A 17,493-nucleotide genomic window follows, 5' to 3' on the forward strand; every position below is an offset into this window, starting at 1 on the left:
CCTCCCTGAAGGGGAGGGGCTTAGATGCTCAGGGAGGACGCGCATGGCATATTGGCTGGCGTCGGAGCGGACGGTGCAGGCGGCGGGGGTGATCTCGCGGTTCGATCCGCGGTTCTGGACGGTGAACTTTCCGCGGCCGATGATGGCGGCGGTGACGACGATCGCGGCGGATGCGCTGCGGGTCGATGCGGTGTTCTACAGGCGCGACGATCTGGCGGGGCTGATCTGGGCGGCGGAAGACCTGATCGATCACCCGCTGCTGCGTTACGAGACCGCGCGCGATTTCCGGGATTGCCGGTTGTCGTTCCGGTGGCGGAGCGGCGGGGCGCGCGTGCTGGATGCGGTGGACGGGCCGACGCTGACGATCGAGGGGCGCGATGCGGCGGGGGCGCGGCGGGCCTGGTACGTACGGCTGTGGAACTATGCGGCGGGAACGCCCGAGGATGCGCAGGTCACGATCGATTTCGCGGCGGTATCGGGCGGGTTCCTGCTGCCGGGCGAGGGCGACGCAGTGTGGGCGGGGGACGTCGACCGGATGTTCGTGTCGATGGTGCCGGCGGGGTACGATGGCACCGACGCCGCGCTGGCGACGCCGCAGGAGGCGTGGGTCGAGCTGACCGGGATCGCGTGCGAGGGGCCGGGATCGGTGCTGGCGATCGGCGACGTGGTGGTGCCCGAACACGGCTTCGAGATCGCGAGCGGGTATGACGACAGCTACAATCTGACCCCGGCGCGGCTGCTGCGCACCGCGCTGCAGCTCGGCTATCGCGGGTCGATCACGCATTATGTGGGGATGAGCCATTATTTCCGGCTCGAGCGGGTCGGCGCGGGATTCTACGTGTCGCTGACCGGGGGTGCGCTGAACGTCGCATGCGCGGCGTGGCACCGGGATTTCGCACGGCGGGCGAAGGCGCTCGGCTATGCGGTGATCTGGTCGCTGTCCTACGAGCTGTTCGACGCGCATTGCTGGAACGACTGGAAGCAGCGCGCGGCGGATGGCGCGCCGGCGCTGACCGGGTGGTCGCCGCCGTCGACGCTGCTGTCGCCCGCGCATGACGGCGCGATGGGGTATCTGCACCAAGTCGCGGCGGGGTTCCTCGGAATCGCGGCGGCGGCAGGGCTGGCGGCGAAGTTCCAGGTCGGCGAGCCGTGGTGGTGGACGATGCCGGACGGGCGACCGTGTCTGTACGATGCGGCGGCGGTGGCGGCGTTCGCGCCGGTCGCGGTGCCGACGCTGCGCGGGAGCATGACCGCGGCGCAGATCGCGACGCTGGATCGGGCGGGGGCGTGCCTCGCGGCATCGACGATCGCGCTGGCGGCCGCGGCGAAGGCGGCGGCGGGGGGTACGTGCGAGACGCATCTGCTGACCTATCTGCCGACGGTGCTCGACGCCGCCTCGCCCGAGGCGAAGCGCGCGAACATGCCGCTCGGCTGGGCGTATCCGGCGTTCGATGTGCTCCAGCTGGAGGATTACGACTGGGTGACCGCGGGCGACACGGTGTCGACGCGGCTGGGGGTCGCGGCGGCGGCGGCGCGGCTCGGCTATCCCCTGGCGCGCCAGCATTATCTGTCGGGCTTCGTGCTGCGCGGCGAGCAGGCGGCCGAGTGGCGGCACATCGAGGCGGCGGGACTGGCGGCGCGAGCGCGGGGCGTCGCGGCGGTGGTTCTGTGGGCGCTGCCGCAGGTGATGCGCGACGGCTTCGTTCATTTCGGCGCCGGGCAGCTCGATGGGGAGGAGGATGAGATGGACGCGTTCGACGATGTGAGTTTCCCGCTGGCGCTGGGCCGCGATGCGGAGGTGGCGCCGACCTTCTCGACCACCATTCTGACCGGGGCAGGCGGCGCGGAGCAGCGCAATGCGGCGTGGTCCGCGGCGCTGACGGCGTACGATGTCGGACCGGGGGTCAGGTCCGAGGCGGATATCCAGCTGCTGCTTGGGTTCTTCCGAGCGCGGCTGGGGCCGGCGCGGGGGTTTCGGTTGCGCGATCCGTTCGACAGCAGCGCGGCGGGGCAGCGGATCGGCACCGGTGACGGCATGGAGCGGCGGTTCGCGCTGGTGAAGCGCTATGGCGAGACGGTGCGGCGGATCACGCGGCCGGTGGCGGGCAGCGTCGCGGTGGCGGTGAACGGCACGCGGACGCAGGGCTTCGCGGTCGAGCCGGGCGGGTGGGTGACGCTCGACGCGGTGCCGGCAAAGGGCGCGGTGGTGACCGCGGACTATGGCTTCGACGTGCCGGTGCGGTTCGCGCAGGATCGGCTGAGCGTGACGCGGGCGACCTTCCTGGCGGGGGCGGCGGTGTCGGTGCCGCTGGTCGAGGTGCGCGAATGAGCGCGCTCGCGACGATCGCGTTGTGCTGGCGGGTCGAGCGCTGCGACGGGGCGACGATCGGGCTGACCACGCACGACCGCGATCTGATCGTCGATGGGCTGGTCCACCGCGCGGCACCGGGGATGACGCCGTCGGCGGTGGTGCGGGGCGACGGGCTGGAGGCGGACACTATGGATGTCGGCGGGGCGCTGACGAGTTCCGCGATCGACGAGGCGGACCTGATCGCGGGGCGCTGGGACGGCGCGCGGGTGGCGATCTTCGCGGTCGATTGGGTGACGGGCGCGCTGCATGCGGCGCTGGGCGAAGGGCGGATCGGCGCGGTGGAGCTCGGCGACGAGGGCTTTACCGCGGAACTGCGCGGGGCGAGCGCGGCGCTGGATCGCGCGGTGGTGGAGACGACCTCGGCGGATTGCCGGGCCGAGCTCGGCGACAAGCGCTGCCGGATCGCGATGGCGGGGCGGCGGCGGTTGCTGCGGGTGGTGGCGGTGGCGGATGCGGTGGCGACGGTGGATGCCGAGGAGCCGGTGGCCAATGCCTATGGCGGCGGCGTGGTGCGGTGGATCGGCGGCGCCAATGGCGGTCTGGTGAGTGCGGTAGCGGGATCGGCGGGGACGACGCTGACGCTGCACGCGGTGCCGCCCTATGCGATCGTGCCGGGGGTGCTCGTCGAGGTGATCGAGGGGTGCGACAAGACGATCGCGACCTGTGTCGGCCGGTTCGGCAATGCGGCGAACTTCCGCGGCGAGCCCAACCTGCCCGGGATGGACCTGCTGACGCGCTATCCCGGTGGGTGAGGGCGAGCGCGTGGCGGTGGCGGCGCAGGCGCTGGTGGGGGCGCGGTTCCGGCTTCACGGGCGCGACGTGGCGGGCGGGCTCGATTGTGTCGGGGTGGTCGCGGCGGCGATCGGCGCGGCGCGGGTGCCGACCGGGTATGCGCTGCGCGGGGGCGATCCGGCGCGGGTCGCGGCGCTGCTCGACGCCAGGCTGGCGCGAGCGAGCGGGCGGCGGGCGGGTGACGTGCTGCTGTTCGCGGTGGGGGCGGGGCAGCTCCATCTGGCGATCGCGAGCGGGGGCGGGTTCGTCCACGCCGATGCGGGGCTCGGCCGGGTGGTGGAACGCAGCGGGGTCGCGCCCTGGGTGCTGATCGGGGCTTGGCGGGGAGACGGCGATGGCGACGATAGTGTTGACGGCGGTGGGGAACGCGGTCGCCGGGCCGATCGGTGGCGCGATCGGATCGGTGATCGGGCAGGTGATCGACCGCGCGATCTTCGCGCCGCCGCGCCGCGACGGGCCGCGGCTGCAGGAACTGGCGGTGCAGACGTCGAGCTACGGGACCCAGATCCCCAAGTTGTTCGGGACGATCCGGGTAGCGGGGACGGTGATCTGGTCGACCGACCTGATCGAGCGGCGTGCGAACGGCGGCAGCAAGAACGCGCGGACCAACGACTATAGCTATTCGGCGTCGTTCGCGGTGCTGCTGTCGGCGCGGCCGATCGTCGGGATCGGGCGGATCTGGGCTGAGGGCAAGCTGTTGCGCGGCGTCGCGGGCGACTGGAAGAGCGTGACCGGTTTCCGGTTGCATCGGGGTGGCGAGGACCAGCCGGTCGATCCGCTGATCGGGTCGGCGCTGGGCGCTTGGGCGCCGGCGCATCGGGGGTGCGCCTATGCGGTGTTCGAGGGGTTGCAGCTGGCGGATTACGGCAACCGGATCCCGTCGCTGACCTTCGAGGTGATTGCGGACGCCGCGCCGGTGCGCGCGTCGGCGATCGCGCATGCGCTGGCGGGCGAGGTCGAGGGCGAGGTGGCGCTGGCGATCGACGGATTCGCGGCGAGCGGGAGCAGCGTCGCCGCGGTGCTCGATACGCTGGCGGCGGCGAGCGGGGCGTGGTGGGCGCCGCGCGGGGCGAGGCTGACGATGTGCGACGCGGCGGGCGCGGTGGTCGCGATCGACGATGCGGGGATCGCGTCGGACGCGGATGGCGTGCGGCGGGGGCGGCGGATCGCGGCGCTGGAGACGGTGCCGCGGACCGTCCATGTCGCGCACTACGATCCGGCGCGCGACTATCAGGTGGGGGTCCAGCGCTCGGTGCGGCCGGGCGCGGGCGAGATCGAGCGGCGGATCGAGATGCCCGCGGTGCTGTCGGCGAGCGCCGCCAAGGGGATCGCGGCGGGGGTGCTCGCGCGCGCCGAGGCGGGGCGGACCCAGCGGCGGGTGTCGCTGGGTTTCGAAGCGATGGCGGTAGCGCCGGGCGCGTGCGTGTCGATCGCGGGCGAGGCCGGGGTGTGGCGCGTGGCGAGCGCGGCGCTGGAGACGATGGTGATGCGGCTCGATCTGGTGCCGATCACGCGCGCGCCGACCTTGGTGGCGAGCGCTGCCAGCGGGGCGATGCTGGCGACGCCGGATGCGGTGATCGGGACGACGATCGTGCACGCGTTCGAGCTGCCGGTGCTCGACGGCTCGCTCGCGATCGCGCCGCGGCTGAGCATCGCGGCGTGCGGGACCGGGGCGGGCTGGCGGCAGGCGGCGTTGCTCCACAGCGCCGACGACGGGGCGAGTTGGGTCGCGGATGGAGCGACCGCGGCGGAGGCGACGATCGGGCGGGTCGAGACGGCTGCGGATGCGGCGCCGGCGACGTTGGTCGACGAGCGCGGCGCGTTCGTGGTGGTGCTGGCGCGTGCGGACATGGTGCTGGCCGATGCCGATGCGGGGGCGATCGACCGGGGCGCGAACCTGGCGCTGATCGGCAACGAGCTGGTGCAGTTCGCTACCGCGCTGCCGATCGGTGGTGCCCGGTGGCGGCTGAGCGGGCTGCGGCGGGGGTGCGGCGCGACCGAGGCGGCGATCGGTAAGCAGCGAGCGGGCGATCGGTTCGTGCTGGTCGAGACGGCGGCGCTGCGGACGATCGATCTGACCGCGGCGTCGGTCGGTGGGCGGGTGCGGGTGCTGGCGGCGGGGGTCGGCGACGGCGAGCCGGCCGCGGCGGAGGCGGTCATCGCAGGCGCGTCGGTCCTGCCGCCGTCGCCGGTCCATCTGCAGGCCGCTTCGGCATCCAACGGCGCGCTGGCGCTGCGCTGGGTGCGGCGCAGTAGGCTCGGTTGGCGTTGGATCGACGGCGCCGAGGTGCCGATCGCCGAGGAACGCGAGCGTTACCGGGTGACGATCGCGTCGGCCGGCGGCGAGCGCATCGTCGAGGCCGACGAGCCGTGGTTGCGGATCGAGGCGGCGATGCGTCCTGCGGGGGACCTCGTCGTGACCGTCCGCCAGCGCGGCACCTGGGGCCTGTCGCCCGCCGCGTCGATCGTGGTTCCTGCAGGAGAAGCAACATGAGTGGTACGGATGCAACCATCAGGCTCGGCCTGCCGCTGCTCGCGGCGGGCCAGGCGCAGAAGGACCTGACCCACAACGAGGCGCTGGCGCGGCTCGACATCGCGGTTCAGGCGAGCGTCGTGGCGGTCGGCCTGGCGGTGCCGCCGGCGGCACCGACGGCGGGGGATGCGTGGGTTGTCGGTGCCGCGGCCGGGGGTGCCTGGACGGGGCAGGCGAATGCGATCGCCGCGTGGACCGCGGGGGGGTGGCGGTTCGTCGATCCGCGAGAGGGAATGACGGTGTGGAGCATCGCCGATCGCCGCGACGTTCGCTACAGCGGCGGCACTTGGACGAGCGGCGATCTGCGCGGCGGGTGCGTGCTGATCGACGGTGTCAAAGTCGTCGGCGCGCGGGGCGGCGCGATCACAGCGCCGGCCGGCGGGACCGTGATCGACAAGGAAGCACGCGCGGCCCTCGCGGCGGTGCTGGCGGCGCTTCGCGGACACGGGTTGATCGCGGAATGAGGCGGCAAATACTGTGTTGTTCCTGCCACACTCGCTCTTTTTGTCGGCTTGCATGGAAACCAACACTTCGATAGTGGGTTTGCGCTGTCCGTAGTGACACTCAGGAAAGGGGAATTCTATGCGGAAGCTTGCCGTCGTTCTGGCACTTGCCTCCACCGCTCTCGCCTCACCGGCCCTCGCCCGCGATAACTCGTGGTACGTTGGCGTTGAAGGCGGCGCGATGATCGTCGAAGATATCGACTATGACATTGGGACGCTCAGCGCTGCTGGCACCGTCAATCACGACTATGGCTATGACGTCGATGGCGTGATCGGCTATGATTTCGGCGGCTTCCGGGTCGAAACCGAGGTCGGCTATCGCAGCGCGACCGTCGACAGCTATCAGTCGACCACCACCACGCCCGCCTTCGCCGCCGCTCCGGCAGCTGCAGGCAATTATGATTATGCCGGTGGTCGCACCTCGGCGCTCAGCTTCATGCTGAACGGCCTGCTCGACTTCGGTGACGACGACGGCATTCAGGGCTTCGTCGGCGGCGGCGTCGGCGTTGCTCGCGTGAAGGCCAATTACGGCCTCAACACTCGCGGCAACTTCCTCGACGACTCCGACACCGTGTTCGCGTATCAGGGCCTCGCGGGTATCCGCGCACCGCTGACCGACCACATCGACGCGACGCTGAAGTATCGCTTCTTCAACGCCGACAACGTCCGTCTGGTGGATGTCAGCAACCGCAGCTTCGAAGGCCGCTATCGGTCGCACAGCATCCTCGGTGGCGTGACCTACAACTTCGGCGAGCCTGCTGCACCGCCGCCGCCGCCCCCGCCGCCCCCGCCGCCCCCGCCGCCTCCTCTGCCCCCGGTGGTCGAAGCGCCGGTCTGCTCGCCTGGACCGTTCATCGTGTTCTTCGAGTGGGACAAGTCGGATATCACGCCGGAAGCGTCGTCGATCCTCGACAACGCCGTCACCCAGTACCAGAGCTGCGGCAATGCGCAGGTCATGGTCGCCGGCTTCGCCGACACCTCGGGTACGGCAAAGTACAATGTCGGCCTGTCGCAGCGTCGCGCGGACTCGGTGAAGGCGTATCTCGCGTCCAAGTCGATCCCCGACTCGTCGGTCTCGACCGAGGCGTTCGGCGAAACCAAGCTGCGCGTGCAGACTGCCGATGGCGTCCGCGAAGTGCAGAACCGTCGCGTGGAAATCACCTACGGTCCGGGTTCGGGTCAGTAAGACCCGTCCCACCGTTGGGATTGCAAATCGGGAGGTCGGCATTGCCGGCCTCCCTTTTTGTTGTTCACGACAGATCGTTGGTTGCTGCCTGAGGTGCAGGGCGGTTGCGTCGCTGCCTTCGTGCTTACGCGAAGGCGGCGGCCCAGTTAATCGGCACCGCCTTCGCGCGGAGCGGTGGGATAGGTCGGGAACCTGTTCGACTTGAATCGTTAGCTTCGGCATTCGATGGCACGTGCTCGGGGCATTGACCCGTCGAAGCTCCGGCGAAGCCGGGGACCAGTTTCGAAGCTTGTCGTTGGCGAATGCTGTGGTCAGCCATGATCGTGTCTCGCCTGGGCCCCGGCTTTCGCCGGGGTACAGCAGGTCGGCAAGGACCAACATACCTCGCCTTAAAGTCAGCGCCCGTGCCAGTCCCGGACGGACGTGGTGCTGGCAATCGGCGGGTGATGGGCTAAAGACCGCGCTCCTTCTCTACCGGGGGCGCGCCCCCAAAGACTATCGAGGCATTGATGCGCATCACGATGATCGGTTCGGGCTATGTCGGCCTGGTCTCTGGGGCGTGCTTCTCGGACTTCGGCCACGACGTGATCTGCGTCGACAAGGACCAAAGCAAGATCGCCGCGCTCGAAGCGGGTCGGATGCCGATCTTCGAGCCGGGGCTGGACCAGCTGGTCGCGACCAACGTCGCGGCGGGGCGACTGAGCTTCACCACCGATCTCGCCGCCGCGGTCGCTGGAGCCGATGCGATCTTCATCGCGGTCGGGACGCCGTCGCGGCGCGGCGACGGGCATGCCGATCTGAGCTACGTGTTCGCAGCGACCGAGGAGATCGCGGCCGCGGTCACCGGGCCGACGGTTGTGGTCACCAAGTCGACCGTACCGGTCGGCACCGGCGACCGCGTCGAGCAGATCCTGCGCGAGAAGCGCCCGGACATGGCGGTGGCGGTCGTCTCCAACCCCGAATTCCTGCGCGAAGGCGCCGCGATCGGCGATTTCAAGCGTCCCGACCGGATCGTCATCGGCACCGAGGACGAGCATGCGATGGCGGTGATGCGCGACGTGTACCGTCCGCTCTACCTGGGCGAGAGCCCGATCGTGTTCACCAGCCGGCGGTCGTCCGAGCTGATCAAATATGCGGCGAATGCGTTCCTCGCGACCAAGATCACCTTCATCAACGAGATCGCGGACCTGTGCGAGGCGGTGGGCGCCGACGTGCGCGACGTCAGCCGCGGCATCGGGCTCGACAACCGTATCGGCAAGAAGTTCCTCCACGCCGGGCCGGGCTATGGCGGGTCGTGCTTCCCCAAGGATACGCTGGCGCTGCTCAAGACCGCAGAGGACTACCAGTCGCCGGTGCAGATCGTCGAGGCGGTGGTGAAGGTCAACGACAGCCGCAAGCGCGCGATGGGCCGCAAGGTGATCCAGGCGCTGGGCGAAGATGCGCGCGGCAAGACCGTGGCGCTGCTGGGGCTGACCTTCAAGCCCAACACCGACGACATGCGCGACGCGCCGAGCCTGGCGATCGCGCTGGCGCTGGCGGATGCGGGCGTGGTGGTGCGCGCCTATGATCCCGAAGGCGCGGAGGCGGCGCGGCAGATGATGCCCGACCTGGTCTATTGCAGCGACGCGTACGATGCCGCGACCGGCGCCGACGCGGTGGTGATCGTGACCGAGTGGGACATCTTCCGCGCGCTCGACCTTAAGCGGTTGAAGCAGGTGATGGCGGCGCCGGTGATGGTCGATCTGCGCAACGTCTATCGCCGCGATGCGATCGAGGGCGCGGGCTTCGCCTATACCGCGGTCGGCCGCTGATCCTCCTCGCTCCTGGGGGCGATCGCCGCGGCGAGCCAGTCCGGGCGTAGCGCATCGCCGAGTGCTTCGGCGCGGCGATGCTCGATCATCAGGCCGAGATCGGGATAGGTCGCGCGGGTGCGATCGCCGGGCTCGCCGAGCGGCGCGACGACCAGGCGCCGGTTGACCTTCGCGCGGTGGTGCATCCGCGCGGTGTTCTCCTGCCCGACATAGCAGCCCTTGGTGAAGCTGACGCCGTTCAGCTCGCGCGCGTTGCATTCGAGCCAGAGCGTCTCGCCGTTGCCGAGCTCGCCCACTCCTTCGACGACGCCGAGCGATAGGCGGTGTGCGAGCCAGCCATCGGCGGGGGCGGTCGGGGCGGCGACCCAGCGGCGGCCGAGCGCGGGCAGGCGCGGGTCGGGCACTCCCGCGGTGCCCGTCGCCGCCCAGTGCACCGCCAAGCTATCGTCTCGTGCGATCGCGATCGGCCGCCGCAGCCGGTAGAGGCTGAGCCGCCGGACGAGCGCGTCGGCTTGCGCCGCCTCGCCATCGAGCAGCAGATCGTCGCCATCGGCCCAGATCAGGAAATCGAACAGCACCTTGCCCTGCGGGGTCAGCAACGCCGCCCAGACCGGCAGCGGGCCGGCGACGTCGTTGGTGACGAGGCCCTGGAGGAACCCGCGGACATCCTCGCCGGAGACCCGGACGAGCGCGCGATCGATCAGCGTGGTGGCTTGCATGACCGGTATCTAGGGTTGGCGGAGGGCGAGTGAAAGCCGCGCCATTGCGCTAGCGGCACACACGCGACGCCGATAGGGTGAGGCATGACCGATCGACTGACCATCCGCCGCCCCGACGACTGGCACGTCCATCTGCGCGACGGCGCGATGCTGGAGGCTGTCGCCGGGCACACCGCGCGCCAGTTCGCGCGTGCGATCATCATGCCCAATTTGACACCGCCGGTGACGAGCGCCGCGGCGGCGAGCGCCTATCGCGAGCGGATCGTCGCTGCGCTGCCGCCGGGAACCGCCTTCACGCCGCTGATGACCTGCTACCTGACCGACGATACCGATCCGGACGAGATCGCGGCCGGGCACGAAGCGGGCGTCTTCACCGCGTGCAAGCTCTACCCCGCGCATGCGACGACCAACTCCGCACACGGCGTGACCGACATCCGGCGGATGACCACGGTGCTCGATCGATTGCAGCGGATCGGCATGCCGCTGCTGATCCACGGCGAGGTCACCGATCGGGCGATCGACATCTTCGATCGCGAGGCGGTGTTCGTCGATCGCGTGCTGACGCCGCTGACCCGCGACCATCCCGCGCTGAAGATCGTGCTGGAGCATATCACCACCGCAGAGGCGGCGGCATTCGTGGCCGAGGCGGATCATCCGATTGCGGCGACGATCACGCCGCAGCATCTGCTGATCAACCGCAACGCGATCTTCGATGGCGGCTTGCGGCCGCACGCCTATTGCCTGCCGGTCGCCAAGCGCGAGACCCACCGCCTCGCGGTGCGCCGCGCGGCAGTGTCGGGATCGCCACGCTTTTTCCTCGGCACCGACAGCGCACCGCATGTGATCGGTGCCAAGGAGTCCGGGTGCGGCTGTGCGGGGATCTTCAACGCGCCGTTCGCGCTGGAGGCCTATGCGCGGGTGTTCGACGAAGAGGGGGCGCTCGACCGGTTGGAGGGCTTCGCGTCGGAGCATGGCGCGCGGTTCTACGGGCTGCCGCTCAACGAGGGGACGGTGACGCTGGTGCGCGAGGCGGTGGTGGTGCCGGATCGGGTGGGGGATGTGGTGCCGTTCCTGGCGGGCGAGACGCTGGGGTGGCGGATGTTGGGGTGAAGCGTTTGGGGCCGCGTCACGGGAGTTAATCCCGTGACGTCGAACGGGTCGCTGCGCTGACCCGTCGGTCGGCCTTGCCGGAGTCTGCCGGACGTCGCCGGCAGCCCGGCTGCGCCTTAGAAGGGCATCCACTTCGCTTTGTGGGTGATCTTCATATAGCCGACATTGACCCCGGCACGGTAGCCGACGCCGAGGCGAATCGGGATCAGCACGATGTTGCCGCGGCGCAGATACGTCGCCGCGAAGCCGCCGATGAAATAGAGCCGCCCTTCCGCCGCGGGGAAGCGGTGGAAGAGTTCCTCGGTGTCGTGGAGGTTGTAGACCAGCACGAACACCTTGTTGGCGTCGCCGCCGGCATCGAACCCGATCGACGGGCCGGTCCAGTAGACCGGCTGGGTGCCCTCGACCTTGTGGCTCATTACCCCCGAGCCGTAGCGCAGGCCGACGATGAACGCGCCCGCCGCCTCGCGGCCGGCGATATAGGCGTTGGGGCGGCCCTGCTCCCTCAGGATCTTTTCCAGAATGCCGCCGAGCCCCGCCGCGCCCTTGCCGAACACGCCTTCGCCCGCGGCCATCAGGTCCTCGCGCGGATAGGTGTCGGCGACGTCCATCGTCGCCTCCGCCCGCGCCGTCGGCGAGGTGGCGACGACCGGCGGCGGCACGTCCTGCGTCGTCGTCGCGAGCGGCGGATCGACCGGCACCGGCTCGCCGAGCGTCTCACTCTGCGCGGGTGTCGATCGCGACACCGTGGCGTGGGCGCCCGAGGGCAGGTCGCTGTCGATCGCCCGATTGGGATCGATCGTGCGGACCTGCGCCGGTCCGGCACTCGCCAGCGCCGCCGATGCGGCAATTCCCAAGATCCACGATCGCATGACAGCCCCCAGCCGCTATTTGGCTCGGCATGTTAACCAAGCTTCGCCTTGCCCGGCAATGAACGGGCGACGATGCGAGTCGATTATGCGCCGGATCGCAGCGGCGTGGCGCGCACCGATGCCACATTGGCCGGTTGCCTGCCCTGCCGACCCTCGCTATAGCCGCCGCTCGCCGACCGCCGGAGACGTGGGTGAGTGGCTGAAACCAGCGGTTTGCTAAACCGCCGTACGGGGTTTACTCGTACCGAGGGTTCGAATCCCTCCGTCTCCGCCATCATATACTCCAGGTTCAGTGAGTTAGCCTAATCTTGCCGGCCCCAGCCCACTTTGGTGCCCACTTCCGATTTGGTTGTTGGCAGTCAATCGTGGACTGGGTCTTGAGGTGCGCTGGCCAGCCGTGACCAGCTCCCCCTGGCAAGATCAGTCGAAACCTGCAAAAACATGCAGTCGGATCTTCCCTCCACCCTGCCGCACTGCCCGCTTTCGGCCGAGGTGCGCACCTTCGCGCTTCAGAAATTGAGCAATTTCTGGCGTGTTCTTCTGACTCTCCCAATCAGGAAATAGCCGAGTGATCGCGTGAGGCGGAACATACAGCTCTCTGCCATTCGGTCCCGCCCGGCGAAACCCAGACACTTTCGCCATTTCGGCATCGTCCAAGACAGGCAAGCCCTGGTTAAGATCGATAACATCGACGCGTGCTGCGTAAGCTTTCAGAACATCGCCCGGCGATTTGCACTCGGCAACCTGGATTGATGCGGCGTGCCGTCGGTAGCTTTCGAGTGCGATCGCGAAAGGATCCCACTCTGTCGGGAGGATCCCGAAGTGCTTCGCGAGACGGCCGCCAACGTAAACTATCGCATAGGCTTCGGCGATGCGGCCGTGAAGGCCGCCCGCGCCCCCGATCGCCTGGGTCACGAAGTCATCGATGTGGGTATTAATCCGATTTCGCAATTCGTCACCCTCGCGCGAGCGCAAGCGAACGATCCCCTCCAAAAATGCTGGCATTGCAGTACCGTGATTGTCTTCAGTTGCGAGCAAAACAGACTCTACGAAGGAACGAGCGCTTAATTCACCCGCGGGTAAGAAGTCGAGCGTACCAAGGCCAAATCCCACGTCACCTGGTTGCGAGATCAGGCGGCTGGTAGTTGGGTTCACGGCTAGCCCATGACGCGCGGTCATCAGCTCACGCACCGGTTGGTTGGCAGTCATCACGCCTACCCCACGATAGGTGATCGAGGTCGAGCCGTCGAGCCGACCGCGCGTTTGGCCTTCCGAGAAGCGAAAGATGAAATCATATACCATTCGGGCTCGAGTGGTGTGATTTTCGCCGGCGCCGAAGACCTGGAATTCGTCCAGAAACGCTGTGGCATCAGCGCTGGCTAACATCCGTGCTTCAAGCCAATTGGTCGTTCCGCTCGGCCCGAACCAATAGGTCCCGTTACCTCGGTCGACTGCCGGACCGCAGGTGGACGCAGCGATGTGCAATGCTGACGATTTTCCCTCACCGCCGGTCCCGACGATTTCGAACAAGACATTGAGTGCACGCCTTGTCAGCGGAAGCACCGGCCCGGCGAAGCTAGCCATAACGACGAATTGTAGTAGTGTCTGACCATTCAAGCGGCGCGCAATTCGACGTCGCCATTGCGGCAGGGACCCGCGCTGCCCGGTTCCGCGCCGCTCGCAAGTGAAGGTGATCCGAGTCGCCGCTGGATTGCCAGACGCAGTCGTGATCTCTCCGTTACCCCGAATGTAGTTGTGAGCATCGACCCATCCAGCCCGTTCCGAATACGGACGAAGCGGGTAGTGAACAATCGCGCTGGCCTGTTCGATAATTTGCGTGCGCTGTGATGGAGTCATGATCATCTGGTGTGTGGAGAGAGCTTGCTCCAGTCCGTTGCGGCTGGCACCGACGTCAGAAACTCTGATAGTCGCGCTTACCCCTTCGCCATCGATTTCAAGGTACTTTATATCGTGCGCACTTATCCCAGCGCCAACACGAAAGCGGTCATCATTTCGGTCCATCTTAGCTTTCCCTAATTTTGTGAACGTGCGTCGTCGTGCTGAGAGCCGGATTGGTCCCCAGTCCCCACGTTGCTAAAGTTTTTACAATTGTGGATTGAGTTCAATTACGCCACGCAACTAGTTATGGCTCAATTGACGCAGTATCTTCTAGAATGGTTGGCGTATGCGCTCCGATGTGTAACGTACACGTCAATGTGCGAGTTAACTGCCATTCATTCGTGTGCCGCGAAGGATCGTGAATCCGTTGCGACCTTGTCGCAAGCCCATTAGCAAAGCTATTTCATGCAAAGGCGATCGATCTTGCCAGAGCAGCATCTTGGGTATGGCCTCAAGTGGCATTCGACGCCGCCGACCTCGCTCGCCGAGATTGTCTTGCCATCGAGCGTTCCAAGGTTTTACGCAGTAGGTTATTGGCTTCGGCAGATCGAAAAGCGGCCGTCTAGACACCTTTACGCGGTACGGTACTGCGGCCCTAGGTGTGCCGGGTTGACGACGGCTTGTGCGGTATGCGTCCAAAACGCGCAGGCGATCGATGGCGCGTAGCTTCCCGCCCGATGCGGCGCCATGCCAGTGAAAGCGCCACAGACCGGTCCGCATCTGGTATTCGGCCTCAAGGACAGCGAACAAGATGCCATCGCTGCCGAGCGCGCCCCGGTCGTTGAGATCGTTCCGAAGGCGTTCTCTCATCCAGGCTGCTGAAATGTCCCCAGGATCGAGCACCTCGCCATAGTCGGGGATTACGGTCCAAAAATGCGCTGGCTCTTCCAACCGGTCACACAGGTGAGCCAGGCCGGCCCCGATGTTCTCGGCAATGGCATAGCGACGCCTCACGCACGCCATGCTGGTGGGGACTGGGGACCTATCGTCGGCCGACGCGGACAGAGCTAGTTGACCGGCAAGACGAATCGCCGATCGGTGGGGACTGGAAGAAGCGTTCGCGAAATTGTGTAAGGCACGCGCGTGCGTCGCATCCCAAGCGCTCTGCGTTGTGATCGACGGCCACCCCGAAAACAACAGGCTGGCGCGGTACTGGTCGGGGCCGGGTCCCATGTCGATGAGGCGACTGGCTGCCATCACCGTGGCCACGTTTGCAGCGCGGCACTTACACCACGCTCAATTAACGCGTCGAGGCTGCGCCGGGTGACGGTTGTCCGACGTCCGATCTTACATGCTTCGACCTCACCGGTGTTGATCATCGCATACATCTTTGAGCGCCCGACGCCGACGAGGTCGCAAGCGTCAGGAATGGAGACGCTAAGTTTCCGGCGGTCGGGCGGGGTGGGTGTCGGATTTTGCATGTAAACTTTGCTCCGCCGCCGACGGGATGTTGGCGGTAAGCGACAAATGCCCGATGCCGCGTCGCAATTTTTGATTGCATTCCGGTGCAATTATCGCGATGCGTCTGCGATGCCTCAGGATGGCATCGGCCACCCCCTTGATCGCAACGTTGCCGAAGTTTCATTGCATGGTGCAGCAAATTGAGAAAACGCGAACAGCGATTTAAACCTATTAAGGGCGTTCAGCGCCCAATAGCGCGCACCGTTTCCCCGCGCGCATGCCGGAAGCGCGCACGATCTCTGACTCCCCGAGAAGAGGGGCTGAAGGCTAAATGGGACAAACTAGTTGACCCAGTCATTGCTGAATGGCGCGTCCGGCCGAAGACGGGGGGGGCGCCATACGACCAGAAGGCGAACTATCTCCGAAGAGAGGTATATCGTGTAATCTGGAAATTGCGGCAGAAGACAGAAGGGAAGGCTATAATCGAGGCTGCGGTGTCAGGTTACTGCACTCGCGACCCGACACGCGTGACGATGGCGCAGAACCCGTTTTTTTGGGGGCTCAAGGCAGTGGCGGCTCGCATCGATCTCGGGCCAGACCGGGTGTCCCGCTTGGCGCAGGAAATGCTGTACGCGTGGCGGCACAACATCGAGCCTGACCTGTTCGTAGGCTTCGTCCTTCAAACCGGTGCAGCTCGAATATACGAAAAAAGTGACGTTGCGGTCGAGAGTTGGTTTAGCACTTAGCGAGCAGGACGGGGGGGACCTAAATCGTTGGGGCGGCCCAACAGGCATGGGCGTGAGAACCTGGTAATCACAAAACCAAAAACGCTTTCCGTCGGACCCACTAGATTGCTGTTACGCGTGTACACTAATCCCGGCCGGACGATTTAACGTCTCTGCCGCGCCGTTCGGCGAGGTGGGAGCGCTGCGATAGGCCACGGCAAAACAAGATGCCTGTCGCTAAGCCGGTAAGACGATCACCCAAACACGCGAAAAGTGAGCCGCTACCCCAAAACTCACTTTTTACGGTTGCCTCTCGAATCACCTCACAGGGTTTCGCGCTTAGATAAGAGTGAGGCGTATGACTGACGGTACGATCGGGCCTCAGAAAGACGGCGAGGTGCTCTCCGGCGCTGCACACCGTAGGAGAACGTCAGAATGGTTGAGGAGACTTAACTGTCGGGGATTAGCGTGTCGCTCGTCGCCTGCCAGCAGGGCATCAGCGGCAGCCAAGTCTGGACCTAGCGCGGGCTGATGAACCAGGGGGCGCTGACCGCTGCTTTAGCCGGCGAGGAGTGGTGCCCGCTTCCAGGTACCGCGCTGGAAGCGCAAGTTGCAGCGCCCTGCTAGGCAAGAAGGTCATGGAGAATGAGCTGCTTCACGCGCCCGCGTCTCCGGCCGCGGGCGAAAAAACGTCTTGCGCTCGCCCTCGTCGCCAGGTGACGTTCTGTGACGACAATAGCACACGCGCTCGGCAATGCCGGCCCGCATCGTCCGCAACGCGCAATCAACCGCAACCACGACTGCGCAGCCGCCCTCAATTCCCGATCGCCGGGCTGATCGCTGATATCCGGCTGCTCGTCGCCGATCTGCCAATCTACGGCTACCGCCGCATCACAAACACTCATGTCACAATAGCGAAAATGTACTGGGATCGAGGCTAGCCGAGACGCAGCGATCCGACGATCAGCCATAGCCACGTCAACGCGAACGCCTACCTGTTACCCGGTCGAAACGCGATGATGCCGCGAGCAAAGATGCGGTACGCTTTCTTGTGGTCGCACGCTCGCACGCCAACCGAGCTGTTCAAGATCCAGCGGTGACCGTCGCTGTCGAACAGCGACAAGCGCCGGTCACTGAAGCGCACCACCACGGTCCAGTGGTTTAGCCGTCCTTCGAGCGCGAGAAGTACAGGCCTGCCTTGCCTCAGATGATGAGTAACCGCCTGAAGCGCCACGGCCGTCGATAGGAGCGATCGTGCTGGATACCTCATCATGTGCAGTTCGATGCCAAGACGATCGCTGGCGGTCGCGAGTAGGTGCTGGCACAGCTTGGACCATTGCCTCTCGTACATTCCCGTAGATGCAGCTGCCTTGAGGCTCCTGGTGCGGCTGAGGAAGGCGATGCCCTCGTCGAACAGAATGTGGAGCTGACGTCGATTAAGAGTGCGCTGCGGGTAGAGGGCGATGCGCATGGCGTTGATGATCGCGTACAAGCCGCAGAGGCGGTCAAGGTCGCCTTGTTGAAGTGGCGTCAGCGCCTCTGCTGCCTGAGCCAAGCGAAGCCGCGGCGAC

13 protein-coding genes and 1 tRNA gene are annotated in these 17,493 nt (G+C 66.7%); 9 read left to right on the forward strand and 5 right to left on the reverse strand.

Going from position 1 to position 17,493, the window contains the following annotated elements; translation table 11 throughout:
- Positions 1–43: 43 nt before the first annotated feature.
- From ACT009_RS14480 to ACT009_RS14505, 6 genes are all read left to right on the forward strand, one after another.
- Positions 44–2,329, forward strand: coding sequence for a DUF2460 domain-containing protein (locus ACT009_RS14480; RefSeq protein WP_445191766.1), 2,286 nt, complete (start codon positions 44–46; stop codon positions 2,327–2,329).
- Entirely contained in the window at positions 2,326–3,123 is a 798-nt protein-coding gene (locus tag ACT009_RS14485; RefSeq protein WP_445191767.1) for a DUF2163 domain-containing protein, read from the forward strand. Before ACT009_RS14480 ends, ACT009_RS14485 begins: the two co-directional genes overlap by 4 nt.
- A gap of 398 nt (positions 3,124–3,521) precedes the next feature.
- Positions 3,522–5,657, forward strand: a complete 2,136-nt coding sequence (locus ACT009_RS14490; RefSeq protein WP_445191768.1) for a phage tail protein — start codon at positions 3,522–3,524, stop codon at positions 5,655–5,657.
- Positions 5,654–6,160 (forward strand): DUF2793 domain-containing protein, encoded by a 507-nt coding sequence (locus ACT009_RS14495; RefSeq protein ID WP_445191769.1) that lies wholly within the window; start codon positions 5,654–5,656, stop codon positions 6,158–6,160. The genes ACT009_RS14490 and ACT009_RS14495 overlap by 4 nt, the downstream gene beginning before the upstream one ends.
- Positions 6,161–6,278: 118 nt before the next feature.
- Complete coding sequence (locus ACT009_RS14500) at positions 6,279–7,385, forward strand: OmpA family protein (RefSeq protein WP_445191770.1); 1,107 nt, start codon at positions 6,279–6,281, stop codon at positions 7,383–7,385.
- A 509-nt stretch (positions 7,386–7,894) separates the two neighbouring features.
- The gene (locus ACT009_RS14505) at positions 7,895–9,196 is read left to right on the forward strand and encodes a UDP-glucose dehydrogenase family protein (RefSeq protein WP_445191771.1); all 1,302 of its coding nucleotides are present in this window, start codon (positions 7,895–7,897) and stop codon (positions 9,194–9,196) included.
- Here ACT009_RS14505 and ygfZ read toward each other — a convergent pair.
- A complete protein-coding gene (ygfZ, locus tag ACT009_RS14510) occupies positions 9,175–9,915 on the reverse strand; it encodes a CAF17-like 4Fe-4S cluster assembly/insertion protein YgfZ (RefSeq protein WP_445191772.1) in 741 nt (246 codons plus the stop codon). The genes ACT009_RS14505 and ygfZ overlap by 22 nt on opposite strands.
- A gap of 84 nt (positions 9,916–9,999) precedes the next feature.
- Between ygfZ and pyrC the strand changes: the two genes are divergently transcribed.
- Positions 10,000–11,025 (forward strand): dihydroorotase, encoded by a 1,026-nt coding sequence (pyrC, locus tag ACT009_RS14515; RefSeq protein ID WP_445191773.1) that lies wholly within the window; start codon positions 10,000–10,002, stop codon positions 11,023–11,025.
- Between the two features lie 116 nt (positions 11,026–11,141).
- Here pyrC and ACT009_RS14520 read toward each other — a convergent pair whose 3' ends face one another.
- A complete protein-coding gene (locus tag ACT009_RS14520; protein ID WP_445191774.1) occupies positions 11,142–11,897 on the reverse strand; it encodes a DUF1134 domain-containing protein in 756 nt (251 codons plus the stop codon).
- Between the two features lie 181 nt (positions 11,898–12,078).
- Between ACT009_RS14520 and ACT009_RS14525 the strand changes: the two genes are divergently transcribed.
- A tRNA-Ser gene (locus tag ACT009_RS14525) sits at positions 12,079–12,171 on the forward strand.
- Between the two features lie 146 nt (positions 12,172–12,317).
- Here the strand turns inward: ACT009_RS14525 and ACT009_RS14530 are convergent.
- Positions 12,318–13,919 (reverse strand): DUF927 domain-containing protein, encoded by a 1,602-nt coding sequence (locus ACT009_RS14530; protein ID WP_445191775.1) that lies wholly within the window; start codon positions 13,917–13,919, stop codon positions 12,318–12,320.
- 1,073 nt (positions 13,920–14,992) lie between these two features.
- On the reverse strand, positions 14,993–15,217 hold the full coding sequence (locus ACT009_RS14535; RefSeq protein ID WP_445191776.1) for a helix-turn-helix domain-containing protein: 225 nt from the start codon (positions 15,215–15,217) through the stop codon (positions 14,993–14,995).
- 507 nt (positions 15,218–15,724) lie between these two features.
- Between ACT009_RS14535 and ACT009_RS14540 the strand changes: the two genes are divergently transcribed.
- The gene (locus tag ACT009_RS14540; RefSeq protein ID WP_445191777.1) at positions 15,725–15,943 is read left to right on the forward strand and encodes a hypothetical protein; all 219 of its coding nucleotides are present in this window, start codon (positions 15,725–15,727) and stop codon (positions 15,941–15,943) included.
- A gap of 970 nt (positions 15,944–16,913) precedes the next feature.
- Here ACT009_RS14540 and ACT009_RS14545 read toward each other — a convergent pair.
- Complete coding sequence (locus tag ACT009_RS14545; protein WP_445191778.1) at positions 16,914–17,393, reverse strand: hypothetical protein; 480 nt, start codon at positions 17,391–17,393, stop codon at positions 16,914–16,916.
- Positions 17,394–17,493 lie beyond the last annotated feature (100 nt).

The sequence above is a fragment of the Sphingomonas sp. Tas61C01 genome (assembly GCF_052567495.1).